The sequence below is a fragment of the Nicoliella lavandulae genome (genome assembly GCF_037546185.1).
Taxonomy (GTDB): Bacteria; Bacillota; Bacilli; order Lactobacillales; family Lactobacillaceae; genus Nicoliella; species Nicoliella lavandulae.
In genome coordinates this window covers 202,951-217,511 of sequence record NZ_JAWMWH010000001.1, presented here as the reverse complement: position 1 = coordinate 217,511, position 14,561 = coordinate 202,951, and the positions used below count along the sequence as shown (strand labels likewise).

Below are 14,561 nucleotides of genomic sequence, written 5' to 3'. Positions count from 1 at the left end.
TTAGAACCATCAAAAAAAGCGAGATTAATTTCTCGCTTTTTTTTGTGGTATACTAATAATTATGATTTTAAAAATAAGGAGCGATTGGTTTGCAAGTGAAACGACAGGGAATCGGGGCCATCCTAGCAATCATCGGAGCGATTTGTTGGGGCATTCAGGGGCCGGTTTCACAATTCCTATTTCAAGATGCCAGTTATTCGCCAGAGTGGCTAATGGGAATCAAAATGTCGATTGCCGGCGTCTTGATCTTATTATTTACGAAAACAATCAAGCGGCAATCAATTACGCATATCTGGCGGCAAAAGCGTGACTTAGGACTATTGTTCTTATATGCATTATTGGGTTTGGCGGCAGTTCAATATTTTTACTTAGTGACGGTTAGTGCCAGTAACGCGGGGACCGCAACGATTTTACAGAGCCTGGGGACCATTATTATTGTGATCTTAACGGCGTTGATCTATCACCATCTACCATCACGCAATGAGGCGATTGCCGTTGGGTTAGCCCTAATTGGGACCTGGTTGTTAGTAACGCGAGGAGACTTATTTCATCTGGCAATTAGTGGCCGGGCGTTAACGTTAGGGCTGCTCTTAGCACTATCTGGTGCATTACAGACCATGTTACCGGTTAGTTTATTAAAGCGATATGATGTAATGGTCATTGTCGGCTGGGCCATGGTGATTGGCGGAATCGTCTTTAGCATCGTGCATCCCTTTTGGGTCAATCCACCTAAGTTTACGGTCGGTGGAGTGTTGGGCGTTGCCTTCATCGTATTCTTTGGCACGATGGTTTCATTTATTTGCTTTACGAGTAGTTTAAAGTACGTTTCACCAACGGTAGCTGGAATGTTAGATACCTTTGAACCACTTTCTGCAACGATTGGTTCAATTGCGTTTTTGAACACGAGCTTTAACGGCCCCGAGATAATTGGGGGATTGTTAATCCTAAGTACCGTCTTTGTTTTAGCCATTCCGAGTCAAAAAAGTACAAAAAAGGAATTGCAAAACAATGAGAAATAAGTTAAAATAATATTAATTAAAAATCAGATAGGAGATTATGTTATGTGTACTTCGATGTTATTAATTAAAAATATTAATCGGGCCTTCTTCTTTTTCAGCTAAAGCTATTTGCTGGTTAAGGGAGAGGGGTATTACGCATACATTCTTCGGCCACTAGGAAATAGCGCGATTATTTTCTAGTTGGTGAATAGGGCCATACTAGAATTTCTAGTATGGTCCTATTTTTTATTCACTATCGATTATTAATTGATTTAAGGAGGGAAATTTATGAACTTATTATCTAAGATGTTTAGAAAAGAAACGTTGGATAATTACATTGACCAAGATAGTAACTTAAAGCGTTCCTTAGGGGCGTTTGACTTAGTTGCGATGGGGGTCGGAACCGTGATTGGTGCTGGGATTTTTATTTTACCAGGAACGGTTGCTTCCACGACTGCCGGTCCTGGAATTATGTTTTCGTTCTTAGTGGCGACCTTGATTTGTTCACTAAGTGCAATGTGTTATGCTGAATTTTCATCATCCCTACCAGTGGCCGGGAGTGCATACTCGTACGGAAACGTGGTCTTTGGTGAAATTATCGGTTGGGTGTTAGGTTGGGCCCTCGTGCTTGAATATACCCTATCGGTGGCTGCGGTGGCCGCTGGTTGGTCGGCGTACTTCCAAACCTTCTTGAGTGGGTTTGGGATTCACGTGCCCAAAGCAATCAGTGGGTTTTACGACCCTAGTAAGGGGACGTACGTTAACGTATTTGCCATCTTGATCGTGATTTTGATTGCCTTTATTTTAACTACGGGGACGAAATCATCCACGAAGTTAAATAACATCATTGTTGCGGTTAAAGTGTTGATTATCATCTTATTCCTAGTGGTGGGGGCATTCTTTATTAAGCCTACCAACTGGAACCCATTATTACCATTCGGGGTTAAGGGTGTGTTTCATGGTGCATCCCTAGTCTTCTTTGCTTACTTAGGATTTGACTGTGTATCATCAGCTGCATCTGAAGTTAAGAATCCCAAGAAGAACATGCCCATTGGAATTTTAGGGACGTTAATGATTTGTACGGTATTGTACATCTTAGTGTCATTAGTATTGACCGGAATGGTTAACTACAAGGACTTAAACGTTGCCGATCCAGTATCATTCGCATTGCAATTAGTTCACCAAAATGCTGTGGCCGGAATTATTGCGGTCGGGGCATTAGCTGGGATGTTCACTATGATGTTGACCATGATTTACGGTGGCTCCAGATTGCTTTACTCCATGGGCCGGGATGGCCTATTGCCAAAGGGCTTACACAAGGTCAATAACAAGAGTGTTCCTAGCCGGAGTGTGTTCATTGTAACGGTAGTGATCGCATTTATGAGTGGATTCTTATCATTAGATAAATTAGCTAGTTTAGTTAACATTGGAACGTTGATCGCCTTTATCGTGATCTCATTAGGAATTATTCCATTGCGGAAACGCCAAGATATTCCAAATGCTGGATTCCAAGTACCACTTTACCCATTCTTACCAATCTTGTCAGCTATCTTAAGTGTCGCAATTGCAACGCAATTACCTGAAGATACCTTCTTGATTGCTGGAATTTGGTTCGTAATCGGGTTAGTTATTTACTTTAGTTACGGAATTAAGCACAGCTTACTAAATAAAAATTAGTAAGAATCACATTTAAATTTAATTTTAGTTGTGTAAAATATACATTGAGATTAATTTATGATTATTTGAGGTGTAATAATGCAAGACAAGCAACAATTGAAGGAAAACGTTGCCAAGGGGATTTTTTGGTCCGCAATGGCCTCGACCCTATGGGCGTTTTCTGGAATTTTAATGCAAATGGTTGCCAAAAATGGGGCCATTCCAGTGGACTGGTTTATTTCTGCCAGAACCACGGTTGCCGGAATTTTACTATTAGTAATTGGAGCGTTCCATGTAAAGAAGGACGTCTTTAAGGTCTTTAAAGATAAGAAATCAATTACATTACTATTGATTTATAGTTTGTTCGGCTTGGCAGTTAACATGTCGACATTCTACATGGCCATCCAAACTGGAAATGCACCAACTGCTACCTTGTTACAATACTTAGCACCCATTTTTATTGTGCTATACAAGTTCTTGTTCCAAGGCCACAGACCATTAAAGTCTGACGTATTGGTATTCTTTATCGCCTTAGTGGGAATCGTGTTAGCGGTGACCAAGGGTGATTTAGGCGAACTATCAATTCCAGTTGTTTCAATTTTCTGGGGGCTTTGTTCAGCGGTTTCTGCTGCCATTTACTACTCAGTCCCACAACCACTTTCCAAGGAAAACTCACCATTCGTGGTGTTAGGTTGGGGAACTTTGATTGCTAGTATTCCGTTCAACATTTTCTACATTGCCGTTCATCACGCCCCATTCTTCTTATCTGCACCTAAGCAAGTAACGGCTAGTCCATTAGTATTAGTTGGATTAGGTGGAGTGATCTTAGTGGGGACGATTGGTGCATTCTCTTCAATGATTTACAGTTTGAAGTTTGCTTCTTCAGAAGTATTAAGTATTGTGGATGCGGTGGAACCAGCAATGACGTTCATTTTAAGTTTGATCTGTACGTTCATTCCAATCGCCTTGATTCAATCATTAGGGGTACCATTTAACCTAGTTGAATTCATTGGGGCTGCATTGGTAATCTATTCGATTTACTTATTACAACGGATTCACAAGAATCACGTTGATGATTTACCACCAATGGAATAATTAACGATAAACGTCGCGAAGATTTAATTCGCGGCGTTTTTGAATTGGTTCAGTTGATTCTAAGATTGTAGCGTAACGTAATCAGGGCCAATCTGAATTGAAGTGGTCTACTGAAAAGGATTGACATTTGATTGAATTCAATTAGAATAAAATATATTGTTTACTAGTCATTTTAATATTATGGGGTGAAATTAATGGAAAACCAACAGCTTCAGCCGGCAGAAAAGTCGACGATGGGCGGAATCTTATGGGCGGTCTTTGCGTCCGCATTGTGGGGTGTTTCGGGGACGATCCTGCAATTGATTTCCAATCCTAAGACGGGATTTTCAATGCCAGCACCTTGGTTTTTATCAGTCCGGACCATTTCTTCCGGGGTGATTTTACTATTGCTTGCAGCAATTATGTATCGGAGCGCAATTTTTAATGTGTTTAAGAACTCTAAGACACTCCTGTGGTTGATCGCATATGGGATTTTTGGATTAGGCGCTAATTTGTTAACGTTCTACATTAGTGTCCAAGACGGAAATGCTGCTGCTTCGACCATTTTACAGTACTTAGCACCAATCTTCATCGTATTGGGGAGTGTGTTGTTTCAACACAAACGCCCCATTCCAAGTGATTTATTAGTATTTGCGATTGCATTAGTCGGGGTATTCTTATCCATTACACAGGGTGATTTTTCAAAGCTTTCGATTTCAATGAGCTCATTGTTATGGGGAATTGGCTCTGGAATTACCGCTGCATTGTACGTAGTGTTACCACGGCCCGTATTAAAGGATAATCCACCAATCGTAGTGTTAGGTTGGGGAACGTTAATTGCCGGGATCATTTTCAATGCGGACTTTATTATCCGTAACCATGCTCCATTTTGGGCGGCCGCACCTAAGCTACCAAATATGAGCTTTTTAGGGATTAACGTGGCCTTAATTGCAATTGCTGGGGTGGTATTATTTGGAACGGTCTTTCCATTCTTATCACTACTACACGCTTCTAAGTTCGCGACTTCTGAAGTAATTAGTTTAGTGGATGCGACTCAACCAGTCGTGACCTTTATCCTAAGTATCATCTTCTTTAGTCTCCGGCCCAAATTTATCGAAATTGTGGGTGCCGTATTAGTGGTAGTTGCAATCTGTCTCTTACAAGTATTTCATTCACGGCACGATGATAAAATTTAAGAATCATTAGAAATAGTATCAAAACTAATCTTTTAAGCTATAATAAAAGTATTCGCTAATGTGGTTGCGGATACTTTTTTACTTAATTTAATAGTGAGGGAGCAATTTAAAATGATTAACGCCAAGTGGAAACGATGGTGGCCGTATTTATTGATCACCATCGTAGCATTGGTTGAAATTCTCCCCCAAATAATGACGAAGTCGTTTATTGTGGGGATTGATTCAATTTTTCATATGAACCGGTTTTATGATACGGCAATGCAGATTAAAACCGGCCATTACAACTACTTTCAATCGTTCTTTGGGTACCAACAAACGGGACGGGTAATCAATGCCCTCTATGGCCCGTTGTTTGCCTATTTTAACGGAATTTTGTTATTGATCGTAGGCACGTGGTTTAAATTCCAATTGTTAACGAGTTGGTTGTACCTATCGATTGCCGGCTGGTTGATGTATAAACTCGCCATTGATAACCGGGTCAAACAATGGCCCGCGGTCGTGGTGAGTGCAATCTACTTATTATCCTCACCCATGTTGTCATGGGTGTCTGGGACTCAATTCACAGGGCTTGGGGCGATGTTTACCCCCTTGATAATGCTGGCCGGGACTAAGATGATGCGCAATGATAAAATTGCCGTATTGCCGTTAGCACTGTCAATGACGCTGGTCATTCAAATGCATTTGTTGACTAGTCTCATCTGTGCGTTAGCGTTAGTGCCGTTTTTCGTGATTGCGTTTATTTACAGTCAAAACCGGAAGCGCTTGGTATTGCACCTTTGTGAAGCCATTGGGTTGACCTTATTATTGACCGCAAATGTTTGGGGTGGGATGTTAGAACTATTTAGTTCGAACACCTTGTTACCAGTGGCACCGCAACTAGACATGAGTACGAATGCATTTAACATTATTAATACGAATTCATACGTTCTCTTACCAATGTATAGTATCTTATACTTATTGGTGATCATTTATATGATCGTTAAGTGGCGCAAATTAGACCTATACATTAAAGTAATTTTTGGGAACTCCATTCTCTTTATGTGGTTATCATCATATTACTTCCCATGGAATTGGATTGCTAAGTTTATTCCGGGCGTTGCTTATTACATTCAAATGCCAGCGCGGTTCTATGTCGTGTCATTTGCGTTGATGTTCCTAACGGTGGGGATGATTATTTCCAACGAATCTGACCATAAGCTAAAAGTGGCCCACTGGACGATTACCTCATTAGTCCTCTTAAGTGTGTTCGCATACGCAGAAGGGACGGTTATTTTAGGAACCCAATCTTATCATGCACAACGAGTGATTGATAACAACACTAATTTAAAGGTGCACACTAAGAGTGTCACTAAATTGCGGGATTCCTTGCAGTCCCATAACTTAAAACTAGCGTTGAAGTATATGACGAAGTCAACGCCTGATTACTTGCCAATTAAGGCTAAATTAGCGCCTGATAAGTACTTCCCATTTCATCCTTACCATGCTTACACCGTAACGGCAGTGAAGAAGAATCACTACCACGTGCATAAAAAGGTTACTAAGCATGGCTTGAAGGTGACTTGGACTAATCCAACCCGTCATGTGAAATCAATTCGCATCCCAGTCTTTAAATATGGCCACACAACGGTCAGTCGGAATGGGCATGCCTTTAAGGCCTACCGTACGTCTAAGATCGGGGCATTGATCGTTAAGTCACATCCTGGCAAGAACACCTTAACGATTGGTTATCACATTAGTCGTTGGTTCAAGGCGTTAGTAGCAGTCGAAGTCGTGACCTACCTAACCGTAATTGGTTATGTTATCTATCGAAAACTAAAACGAGATTAACCTAAAAAAAAGTTGGCGAATGCCAACTTTTTTTAGTCGAAATGATCACGAGGGTTAAAATTATGCACAAGCTTAGGGAACACGTACTTATCGGCCGTAGCAATTAAAATGCCGTTACCGAGCACGGAGTAAACCGTCCCAATGTTGATTGCGTAGACTTTGCCCTGATAAATTGTACAGGCAATGATAATAATAATGGGAATCACCATGTCTAAAAACTGCGCCACCACCGCACTCTTATGGCAGTACTTGAACCGAAGGATGTTGCTCATGTCGTCATTTGGATGCATAAACAAATTAGCCCGTTGATACAATGAAATGGCTAAACAAAAGAGGTTAACGCCCAACAGCGCCATTAAGATTCGAATGGGGAGGCTGGCGTCTTGAAAGTGCAGTTGCCGAAAGAGGGCGGTCATAAAGTCAATCAGGTAACTAAAACAGAAGATGTAAATTAATTCCTGAATGATGCGGATCACGTCTAAGCGCCGAATCAAAATTTGATTGGCGATGATGTTGAAAATCCCAAACCCTAAGATAAAGATCCCGATTTGGACGTGGGTAATCATATGTAAATTGACAGCTGATGCGGTCCAAATTCCGGAGCCTTCACCAGAAATAATGGTAAAGGCATTGCCAGTTGCGTTAATGATCAACCCAGCGATTAGTGCGATAATGCGCACCGGCATTGAATTGTTATGTTGATGATCGATAGTTTCATCTCCTCACAATTGATTATTATACAATATCAAATAATGGTATGATAGAAAGAAATGCACAAAGGAGTGATATTAATGAAGGGTAAATATAAGGTGAATCGCTACATTGGCGTCCCGGTCGAAACGGATAATTCTGGTAATTATCAAATTAAGCGGGATGATGATGGTAGTTTTAAACTGCATGATTGGCGGACTGGTAAGCACACGAACGGCAAGTTCAAACAGGTGGGCCAAATCTTTCTAACGGAAAATAACATGAAGGTAGCCGTGATCGACTACGAACCAGTTGCTTTTAACCACCGTCACGAATACACACCGCTCCAACGCTTTACATCCGAATTCGTGAGTCCAGCGTTAGTTGAGACTGCTAAACACGGTTAATGGATAATGCCAATAAAAAAGGGTAAACCACAACCATTAAGATTGTGATTTACCCATTAATGAGTTAGAATATTGAGCTTGTTGGAGAACCAACTATTTCTTCAATAGCTTTTCGGCATTTTTCTTAACATCGTCATCTGACATGTCTTCATACTTATCCATTTCATCGGATGTCTTGATAGTGTCATGGTTATTGTTTTCCATAAAGTGATCCCATAATGCATCTCTAACAGGTGTATCTGAGTCGCTCCAATCATAAACTTCACTCATTTTTCTATCTAAAACAGTATTTTCTTCATATGCCATAATAAAAATCTCCTTTACAATATATAGAACTCGATTATTATTGTACAACACTTATGTAAAATAGTTTAGTAAAATGACTCGAAAATAGCAATAATTTGAAATTTTGTTGATTGTAATATAATATTGCAGAAGAAAGAAAAGTGGTGGGTTAAAGATATGAGAGATAAGTTAGCAACAAAACGTAAAATTGTTGCTGGAATGATTAAGCTAATGGATCGAATGGACTATAAGGATATTACGGTAAAGGAAATCTGTCAGGAAACTAAGATTTCGCGAATGACTTATTACCGTAATTTTCATGATAAGAATGAATTATTGATGTATCATTTTGATGGATTATTTACTGAGTTCATTCAGCAGGTGTCGTCCAGCCATGACCGGACCTTTTTTAATATTGCAACGATTTTCTTTAACCTAATTAAACAAGACCAACACGTTATGGAGTTATTGATTCAAAACGATTTGACCATGGTGTTACGAGAACGATTACGGTATTATATTGGTGGCTTAATCGATCAACACGTCCTAGAAGTCCGGGCTAATTCATCTAAATTATTAGTATCATTAATTTCAGGTGGCTTGACCGAAATCTTAATTACATGGACCAATGATGGAATGAAAGAACCGGTTGAATCATTGGTGATTTTTGCTTCTAAATACATGCACTTTAAAAATTAATCTAAAAAGCTCCCGTTCAAACAAATGAGCGGGGGCTTTTAAAAGAAAATGATGCAACAAAAAAACCTAGCTGCGAACAGCTAGGTTTTTTAAAGCTATGGTTAAGTTCATAGCGATGATTTAGAAGGGATTAGCCTTCGATTGGAGTAACGTTAGCAGCTTGTGGGCCACGGTCGCCATCTTCAACATCAAGAGTAACTTTTTCGCCTTCGTCTAAAGTCTTGAAGCCATCTTTGTTGATTGCTGAGTAGTGAACAAAAACGTCACCATTGTCAGTAGTAATAAATCCGTATCCCTTGTCAGCGTTAAACCATTTTACAGTACCTTGTTCCATAATATAGAACCTCCATTGTGAAAAAATTTATGTATCATTAAGCTTGAATCTGATAAGGAAGTTTTATGCAAAACAAGTACCTTAAAAACTCGAAACTACGTAACACATTGGTATTATAATACCAGTAATATGAAGATTTGTCAATCAATGAATTAATATATTTTTTACGGTAAAATATTGATAGGACACGATTTATAGGAAGGAGTGATGACCATTGAAAACGCTAATTATCGTATCTCACCCAGAGCTAGCTAATTCAGGGACCCAATCGTTTTTACGGGCAGCCACTAGGTACTTAGATGCCGTTACATGGCACGGCTTAGATGCCGACTATCCTGATTTTGCAATTAATGTACAAAAAGAACAACAATTGTTATCGACTGCAGACCGGATTATTTTTCAATTTCCACTATATTGGTACAGTTCGCCCGCGTTGTTAAAAAAGTGGCAAGATGATGTGTTGACCAGAAACTTTACTTATCGCGATCAAGATGGCATGCTAGCGGGCAAACAGTTGGGCATCGTCATGACGTTAGGCAATCCCTTAAAAAACTACGTGGCAGGTGGTTTCGAAGGGGTAAGTATTTCTGAATTAGTGAAGCCATATCAGGCAATTGCTAAACAGGCGGGGATGGACTTTTTACCACCATTTACGGTCGATCAATTTAGTTATATGACGGCTGCGCAAAAGGCGCGGTTACTATCTGATTATCAAAACTACATTGCTAATCCCACGCCATTTTCGTTTAATGGCAAACAAAAGTGGTTGATTCAACGCCTACGCGCTAAAGCAGCCCGGATCGATGATCAACAACAACGAACGTTATTAAATCTAACCATTGATCAAATTGAAAACAATGGGGATGAATTAGACGCACTAAAGGATCAAATTGCAATGATTAAGCGAGGCGATGATGAATAATGGAAAATGAAGCATGGTTAAAAGAACAACTAGCCCAGTTTGCTACCAATGAGACTGATTTTACTGATCGCTGTTTATACGAAGCGGCCCAACGGCTAGTGGCCGAACAGGCAAAGCGGATTCAACAGGCTAACGATGAATTAGATGGTCGAATTTGGAGCCCCGATAAGTGGTAAAATAAAAGCACCCGACCGCTTAGGGTAGAATGCTAATTCAAAATTTGATTTTTGATAGTGCTTTGTATTATAATTGGTAGGTATATTTCAAGAATAAGACAGAGAAAAGGAGCGATGAGAGTTATGCGTATTTGTCATCCAAACGGTGTTCAAGGCCGTCGTCCAGTTAACCAAAAGAAGGACAAGAAGAAGAACAAAGAAATTTCTGAATTACAAAAATTCTTAAAGCAAAGTCCTGCTAAATAATAACAATGCCCAGTATCTAATACTGGGCTTTTTTTGTCATTATTTATTTAATCAGTTGATTCAGCTTTTGGAATGTGGCGATGCTTTGATTTCTTCCGCAGTTGTTCTTTAAATTCATTAATGTCATCAAGATGGCGATCCTTCCATTGACGATAGGATGAATGACTATCCGTGTCATTGGATTTTAACCCAGTGTCGAGCCAAAATAAGGCTTCGGATAAACTGGGGAAGTTATGGAGCCAAAGGGTCTGACCATTATTAGAGTCAAAGGCGACATAGGAACGGGCATGCCGTTTTAAAAATGTCCGCTTGCGGATTTTGAAAGCTTCTCGCTTACGGGTAAGCTTATAATCAGGTAAAATGAACTTGCCATTCTTTTGGAATTGGGGAAAACGTTCATTTTGCTGTTGCTTTTTATCCTTTAGCATTGCCCAAGCATCATCAACTGTGATTAAGGTTGTATCTAACTTAGTCATTGAAAAATCTCCTTTTACTTTTATTTTCTCACAAACAGGCTTAAAAACAAAGTCTAAACCACTATCGGAGGCGGTATTATGGCACAAAAATTTTATGCAGTTCGAAAAGGGCACCAACCAGGAATTTACACTACTTGGGCCGCATGTAAAGAACAAGTTGACGGATTTAAGAACCCACGGTTTAAGGGCTTTGAATCAGAAGCCGCAGCAAGAGCGTTTCTTGAGGGCAAGGATGAAGCTAAACCTACGCAAACTTACGCTACTCCTGCTACCATTACGGTTTACACTGATGGTGGTTCTAGAAACCATGGAAATTACAAGAATGGTCAAGTTAAGCCAACGGATAAGGCAGCGTGGGCATACTTAATTGAATTTAGTGATGATCAAGACGCCCAAAGTAAGGCCGGCAGTGAATTAGGGGCAACGAATAACCGAATGGAAGTAATGGCACTACGCAATGCGCTAATGGCGCTGTTAGACCAAGGAAAAGCCAATGAAGCCATCCAAGTTATCTCTGATTCAGAATACGTTTTAAAGTCAACCAAGCAATGGCTCCCCGGCTGGAAGCGCCGTGGTTGGAAACGGAGTAACGGAGCGCCCGTTTTAAATCAAGAATTATGGCAACAAATTGATCAACTCCTGCCCCAGTTTAAAGATTTGCGATTAGATTGGACCAAGGGCCACGCTAACAATCGGGGGAATCAATTCGTGGATAAGTTATTAAATCAAGCCATGGATCAAATGGGTCAATCCGGGACGATTAAAGTATCAAAACCGGCACCCAAGGATTCAATGCCGGTTGCGGATGAAAAACTAAAACAAGATGCCATTAATAACATTAATGGGGTATTAAATGGTGAAGAAGCACCTAAACAATTACATCCTAGTTCTGATGATGATCAACGCATTTCACCTGATGAATCAGCACGCAACATCAGTGAATCGTTGAAAAACTTAAACCAGAATCATGATAATAACGACTAGAAGTGCTATCATGAAACTGATAAGGATGGTGGAGTATGACAACTGAACGTGAAAAAATGACCGCTGGTGAAAATTACGACCAGTTCGATCCAGAATTACAAGCACAACGGGCTAAAATGCGTAAAACATTAGGGGCTTTAAATCAAATTACTGATAACCAAGAATTTAATCGCCAATTAAAACCACTTTTTAACGAATGTGGTGACCGCCTATTCGTTGAAAATGGAATTGAATTTGACTATGGATTTAACATTCATATCGGTGATGATTTTTATGGGAATTACCATTTGACCCTATTGGATACCTGTCCGATTACAATTGGTGATCATTGTTATTTTGGACCAGATGTTGGATTATATACACCAGTTCATCCCATTGATCCAGTCCAACGGCGCCAAGACGTTGAAATGGGTGCGCCCATTACGATTGGTGATAACGTCTGGATGGGTGGCCATGTGACTATCTTACCAGGGGTGACCCTAGGGAATAACGTTGTGGTCGGTGCTGGCTCAGTCGTTACGAAGTCCTTTGGTGACAACGTAGTGATCGTTGGTAATCCCGCTCACGTGATCAAAACGGTTAAATAAATTAAATCTTTTAGAAGCTAGTTACGGATGTGACTGGCTTTTTTATTTTGGGGGACAACATTGTTATTTATTATTTTATATCTGTTAATGATAGCGTTATAATAAATTATAGAAAATGAAAACCTAAAATTTGATAGTCATTTTCAACCCACCAACAATAGTTGTGGTTAATTACATAACGCTTGTGGCGAGCTGTTTAGTTTCAAATTTTACTATGAACCAATTAAGTTTGGCTTCATTTTTAAATTTTGAGGAGGATTTTTTATTTTTAAAAATAAAAAAATCAATCAGATTATTTTTATTCCAACGGTCATTTTGTTCGTGGTAGTCTCAATTATTTTGATGATCGGGGGTTCCTCGGTACGAGGAGTCCTAAATGCCATTTTAGGCTGGGTTTCCAGCGAAATGGGTTGGGGCTACATGTGGATTTACGTAATTAACTTTGCGTTCTTTGTCTTTTTAATCGTTACCAAATATGGTGGCATTAAGTTAGGGGACAAGGACGAAAAGCCGGCGTATGGGAACTTTCAATGGGGGGCAATGGTCTTTGCGACTGCCATTGATGCTAGTATCCTAATGCTTAGTATGGTCGATCCATTGCGTTACATTCAAGATCCCCCATTTGGGGCTAAGCCATACTCAGAAGAAGCATACGGGCTAGCCCATATGCTGGGACAATATAACTGGGGGCCCATGGCATGGATGATGTTTGCGGCGCCTACGATTGCGATTGGGTACATCCTATACGTTAAAAAAATCAAGGTTCAATCACTAAGTGATGCCATTATCATGTTAGATGGTGATAAACCTTGGCAAAGTATTTTAAAGACGGTCGTTAACATCCTAGTGGTGCTTGGAATCATGGGTGGGGTCGGTGCTTCAGTCGGCCTAGAAATTCCCATTATTTCAAAGGTCTTAAGTTCATTAACTGGAATTCCAGATAACCTCTTACTTAAGATGGTCTTATTCGCAATCTTGTTCGTTATCTTTACCTTTACCGTCTTTAAGGGCCTAAAGGGTGGAATTGACAAACTAAGTAATATGCATATTTGGACGGCTTTGATTTTCCTTGCGATCGTTTTAGCAATTGGACCAACTGTGTACATCTTGAATTCAGAAACCAACAGTATTGGGTTACTAATTCAAAAGTTTATCCCATTGAGTACGAATACGATTCCAAATGGGACTCCAGATACGACCCAACAAGAAACCATTTTCTATTGGGGCTGGTGGTTATCATACATGCCATTTATGGGCTTGTTCATTGCCCGGATTTCACGGGGCCGGACCATTCGCCAAATCGTATTAGGGATGCTTACTTATGGAGCCTTGGGATGTATGAGTTTCTACGCGATTTTAGGTGGATACTCCCTTTGGCTACAACGGACTGGGACGTTGAATTTAATTCATATTTTAAACACCCAGGGCCAATCAGCAGTGATTGCAGCCGTGTTATCAACATTACCACTTAAATTTATCATGTTTGCGCTTTACTGTATTTCATGTTTTATTTTCTTGGCAACTACGATTTCATCGTCTGCCTACGTGTTATCATCATTCACCAGTTTACCATTAGCGCGGGGTGAACAACCTAGCCGGGCCAACCGAATGACATGGGTCGTTATTTTCATTATCTTTTCATTTAGTTTGGTCATGGTCGGTGGGTTTGAGACGATTCAAACCTTCTGTACGCTGGCCGGGTTCCCATTGATGTTCGTGGTCCCATTTATCATTTACTCCATCTGGAAGATGCTGCGCAATGATGAATCCATTAAGACCATGAAGGTCAAACGTTCTGAATGGCGTGAAGTGAAACGGCAGAACCGCATTAACCGCAAAAAGATAACGGTTGAAAGACGAAATGCGGTGGATGGCGACTTGATTTTATCTCCAGATGATCAAAATCATGATTCCAATCAGAAGTAATTTCCGTTATAATGAGCAATAACAAATTTAACACCACTTGATCGATCGAGTGGGACTCAATCTAGCGAGTAATAAAAG

The 14,561-nt window shown here is 40.1% G+C and carries 17 protein-coding genes; 13 read left to right on the top strand and 4 right to left on the bottom strand.

The features are described from left to right. Positions 1–95 precede the first annotated feature (95 nt). The 5 genes from R4146_RS01080 to R4146_RS01060 all read left to right on the top strand — a co-directional run bounded on the left by R4146_RS01080 (position 96) and on the right by R4146_RS01060 (position 6,751). Positions 96–1,019 carry a DMT family transporter gene (locus R4146_RS01080; RefSeq protein WP_339960624.1) on the top strand — a complete coding sequence of 308 codons (924 nt, stop codon included), beginning with the start codon at positions 96–98 and terminating at the stop codon, positions 1,017–1,019. Positions 1,020–1,286: 267 nt separating this feature from the next. Then, the gene (locus tag R4146_RS01075) at positions 1,287–2,675 is read left to right on the top strand and encodes an APC family permease (protein ID WP_339959621.1); all 1,389 of its coding nucleotides are present in this window, start codon (positions 1,287–1,289) and stop codon (positions 2,673–2,675) included. A gap of 78 nt (positions 2,676–2,753) precedes the next feature. Further along, positions 2,754–3,749, top strand: coding sequence for a DMT family transporter (locus tag R4146_RS01070; protein WP_339959620.1), 996 nt, complete (start codon positions 2,754–2,756; stop codon positions 3,747–3,749). 194 nt (positions 3,750–3,943) lie between these two features. Beyond that, positions 3,944–4,924 carry a DMT family transporter gene (locus R4146_RS01065; protein ID WP_339959619.1) on the top strand — a complete coding sequence of 327 codons (981 nt, stop codon included), beginning with the start codon at positions 3,944–3,946 and terminating at the stop codon, positions 4,922–4,924. Positions 4,925–5,035: 111 nt separating this feature from the next. Continuing rightward, positions 5,036–6,751 carry a glycosyltransferase family protein gene (locus R4146_RS01060; RefSeq protein WP_339959618.1) on the top strand — a complete coding sequence of 572 codons (1,716 nt, stop codon included), beginning with the start codon at positions 5,036–5,038 and terminating at the stop codon, positions 6,749–6,751. 32 nt (positions 6,752–6,783) lie between these two features. Here the strand turns inward: R4146_RS01060 and R4146_RS01055 are convergent, their stop codons facing one another. Continuing rightward, entirely contained in the window at positions 6,784–7,431 is a 648-nt protein-coding gene (locus tag R4146_RS01055; RefSeq protein WP_339959617.1) for a DUF6198 family protein, read from the bottom strand. A gap of 111 nt (positions 7,432–7,542) precedes the next feature. On the opposite strand from R4146_RS01055, the gene R4146_RS01050 reads away from it, so the two are divergent. Next, a complete protein-coding gene (locus tag R4146_RS01050) occupies positions 7,543–7,848 on the top strand; it encodes a DUF7671 family protein (RefSeq protein ID WP_339959616.1) in 306 nt (101 codons plus the stop codon). Positions 7,849–7,941: 93 nt separating this feature from the next. Here the strand turns inward: R4146_RS01050 and R4146_RS01045 are convergent, their stop codons facing one another. Then, positions 7,942–8,154 (bottom strand): P8 family protein, encoded by a 213-nt coding sequence (locus R4146_RS01045; protein ID WP_339959615.1) that lies wholly within the window; start codon positions 8,152–8,154, stop codon positions 7,942–7,944. Positions 8,155–8,310: 156 nt separating this feature from the next. On the opposite strand from R4146_RS01045, the gene R4146_RS01040 reads away from it, so the two are divergent. Continuing rightward, complete coding sequence (locus tag R4146_RS01040; RefSeq protein ID WP_339959614.1) at positions 8,311–8,832, top strand: TetR/AcrR family transcriptional regulator; 522 nt, start codon at positions 8,311–8,313, stop codon at positions 8,830–8,832. Between the two features lie 130 nt (positions 8,833–8,962). Here R4146_RS01040 and R4146_RS01035 read toward each other — a convergent pair whose 3' ends face one another. Continuing rightward, positions 8,963–9,166, bottom strand: a complete 204-nt coding sequence (locus R4146_RS01035) for a cold-shock protein (RefSeq protein WP_339959613.1) — start codon at positions 9,164–9,166, stop codon at positions 8,963–8,965. A 214-nt stretch (positions 9,167–9,380) separates the two neighbouring features. On the opposite strand from R4146_RS01035, the gene R4146_RS01030 reads away from it, so the two are divergent. The 3 genes from R4146_RS01030 to R4146_RS01020 all read left to right on the top strand — a co-directional run bounded on the left by R4146_RS01030 (position 9,381) and on the right by R4146_RS01020 (position 10,510). After that, the gene (locus tag R4146_RS01030) at positions 9,381–10,088 is read left to right on the top strand and encodes an NAD(P)H-dependent oxidoreductase (protein WP_339959612.1); all 708 of its coding nucleotides are present in this window, start codon (positions 9,381–9,383) and stop codon (positions 10,086–10,088) included. Continuing rightward, entirely contained in the window at positions 10,088–10,264 is a 177-nt protein-coding gene (locus R4146_RS01025; protein WP_339959611.1) for a hypothetical protein, read from the top strand. The genes R4146_RS01030 and R4146_RS01025 overlap by 1 nt, the downstream gene beginning before the upstream one ends. 123 nt (positions 10,265–10,387) lie before the next feature. After that, the gene (locus R4146_RS01020; RefSeq protein ID WP_339959610.1) at positions 10,388–10,510 is read left to right on the top strand and encodes a hypothetical protein; all 123 of its coding nucleotides are present in this window, start codon (positions 10,388–10,390) and stop codon (positions 10,508–10,510) included. Between the two features lie 47 nt (positions 10,511–10,557). Here the strand turns inward: R4146_RS01020 and R4146_RS01015 are convergent, their stop codons facing one another. Then, positions 10,558–10,986, bottom strand: a complete 429-nt coding sequence (locus tag R4146_RS01015) for a hypothetical protein (RefSeq protein WP_339959609.1) — start codon at positions 10,984–10,986, stop codon at positions 10,558–10,560. A 78-nt stretch (positions 10,987–11,064) separates the two neighbouring features. On the opposite strand from R4146_RS01015, the gene R4146_RS01010 reads away from it, so the two are divergent. From R4146_RS01010 to R4146_RS01000, 3 genes are all read left to right on the top strand, one after another. Next, a complete protein-coding gene (locus tag R4146_RS01010) occupies positions 11,065–11,970 on the top strand; it encodes a ribonuclease H family protein (RefSeq protein ID WP_339959608.1) in 906 nt (301 codons plus the stop codon). Between the two features lie 35 nt (positions 11,971–12,005). Further along, positions 12,006–12,557, top strand: a complete 552-nt coding sequence (locus R4146_RS01005; RefSeq protein ID WP_339959607.1) for a sugar O-acetyltransferase — start codon at positions 12,006–12,008, stop codon at positions 12,555–12,557. A 300-nt stretch (positions 12,558–12,857) separates the two neighbouring features. After that, on the top strand, positions 12,858–14,483 hold the full coding sequence (locus tag R4146_RS01000; protein ID WP_339960623.1) for a BCCT family transporter: 1,626 nt from the start codon (positions 12,858–12,860) through the stop codon (positions 14,481–14,483). Positions 14,484–14,561: the final 78 nt, after the last annotated feature.

Coding starts and splice junctions, on each gene's coding strand:
- R4146_RS01075 (WP_339959621.1), top strand. CDS start 1,287: ATGAACTTATTATCTAAGATGTTTAGAAAAGAAACGTTGGATAATTAC.
- R4146_RS01070 (WP_339959620.1), top strand. CDS start 2,754: ATGCAAGACAAGCAACAATTGAAGGAAAACGTTGCCAAGGGGATTTTT.
- R4146_RS01065 (WP_339959619.1), top strand. CDS start 3,944: ATGGAAAACCAACAGCTTCAGCCGGCAGAAAAGTCGACGATGGGCGGA.
- R4146_RS01060 (WP_339959618.1), top strand. CDS start 5,036: ATGATTAACGCCAAGTGGAAACGATGGTGGCCGTATTTATTGATCACC.
- R4146_RS01050 (WP_339959616.1), top strand. CDS start 7,543: ATGAAGGGTAAATATAAGGTGAATCGCTACATTGGCGTCCCGGTCGAA.
- R4146_RS01045 (WP_339959615.1), bottom strand. CDS start 8,154: ATGGCATATGAAGAAAATACTGTTTTAGATAGAAAAATGAGTGAAGTT.
- R4146_RS01040 (WP_339959614.1), top strand. CDS start 8,311: ATGAGAGATAAGTTAGCAACAAAACGTAAAATTGTTGCTGGAATGATT.
- R4146_RS01035 (WP_339959613.1), bottom strand. CDS start 9,166: ATGGAACAAGGTACTGTAAAATGGTTTAACGCTGACAAGGGATACGGA.
- R4146_RS01025 (WP_339959611.1), top strand. CDS start 10,088: ATGGAAAATGAAGCATGGTTAAAAGAACAACTAGCCCAGTTTGCTACC.
- R4146_RS01020 (WP_339959610.1), top strand. CDS start 10,388: ATGCGTATTTGTCATCCAAACGGTGTTCAAGGCCGTCGTCCAGTTAAC.
- R4146_RS01015 (WP_339959609.1), bottom strand. CDS start 10,986: ATGACTAAGTTAGATACAACCTTAATCACAGTTGATGATGCTTGGGCA.
- R4146_RS01010 (WP_339959608.1), top strand. CDS start 11,065: ATGGCACAAAAATTTTATGCAGTTCGAAAAGGGCACCAACCAGGAATT.
- R4146_RS01005 (WP_339959607.1), top strand. CDS start 12,006: ATGACAACTGAACGTGAAAAAATGACCGCTGGTGAAAATTACGACCAG.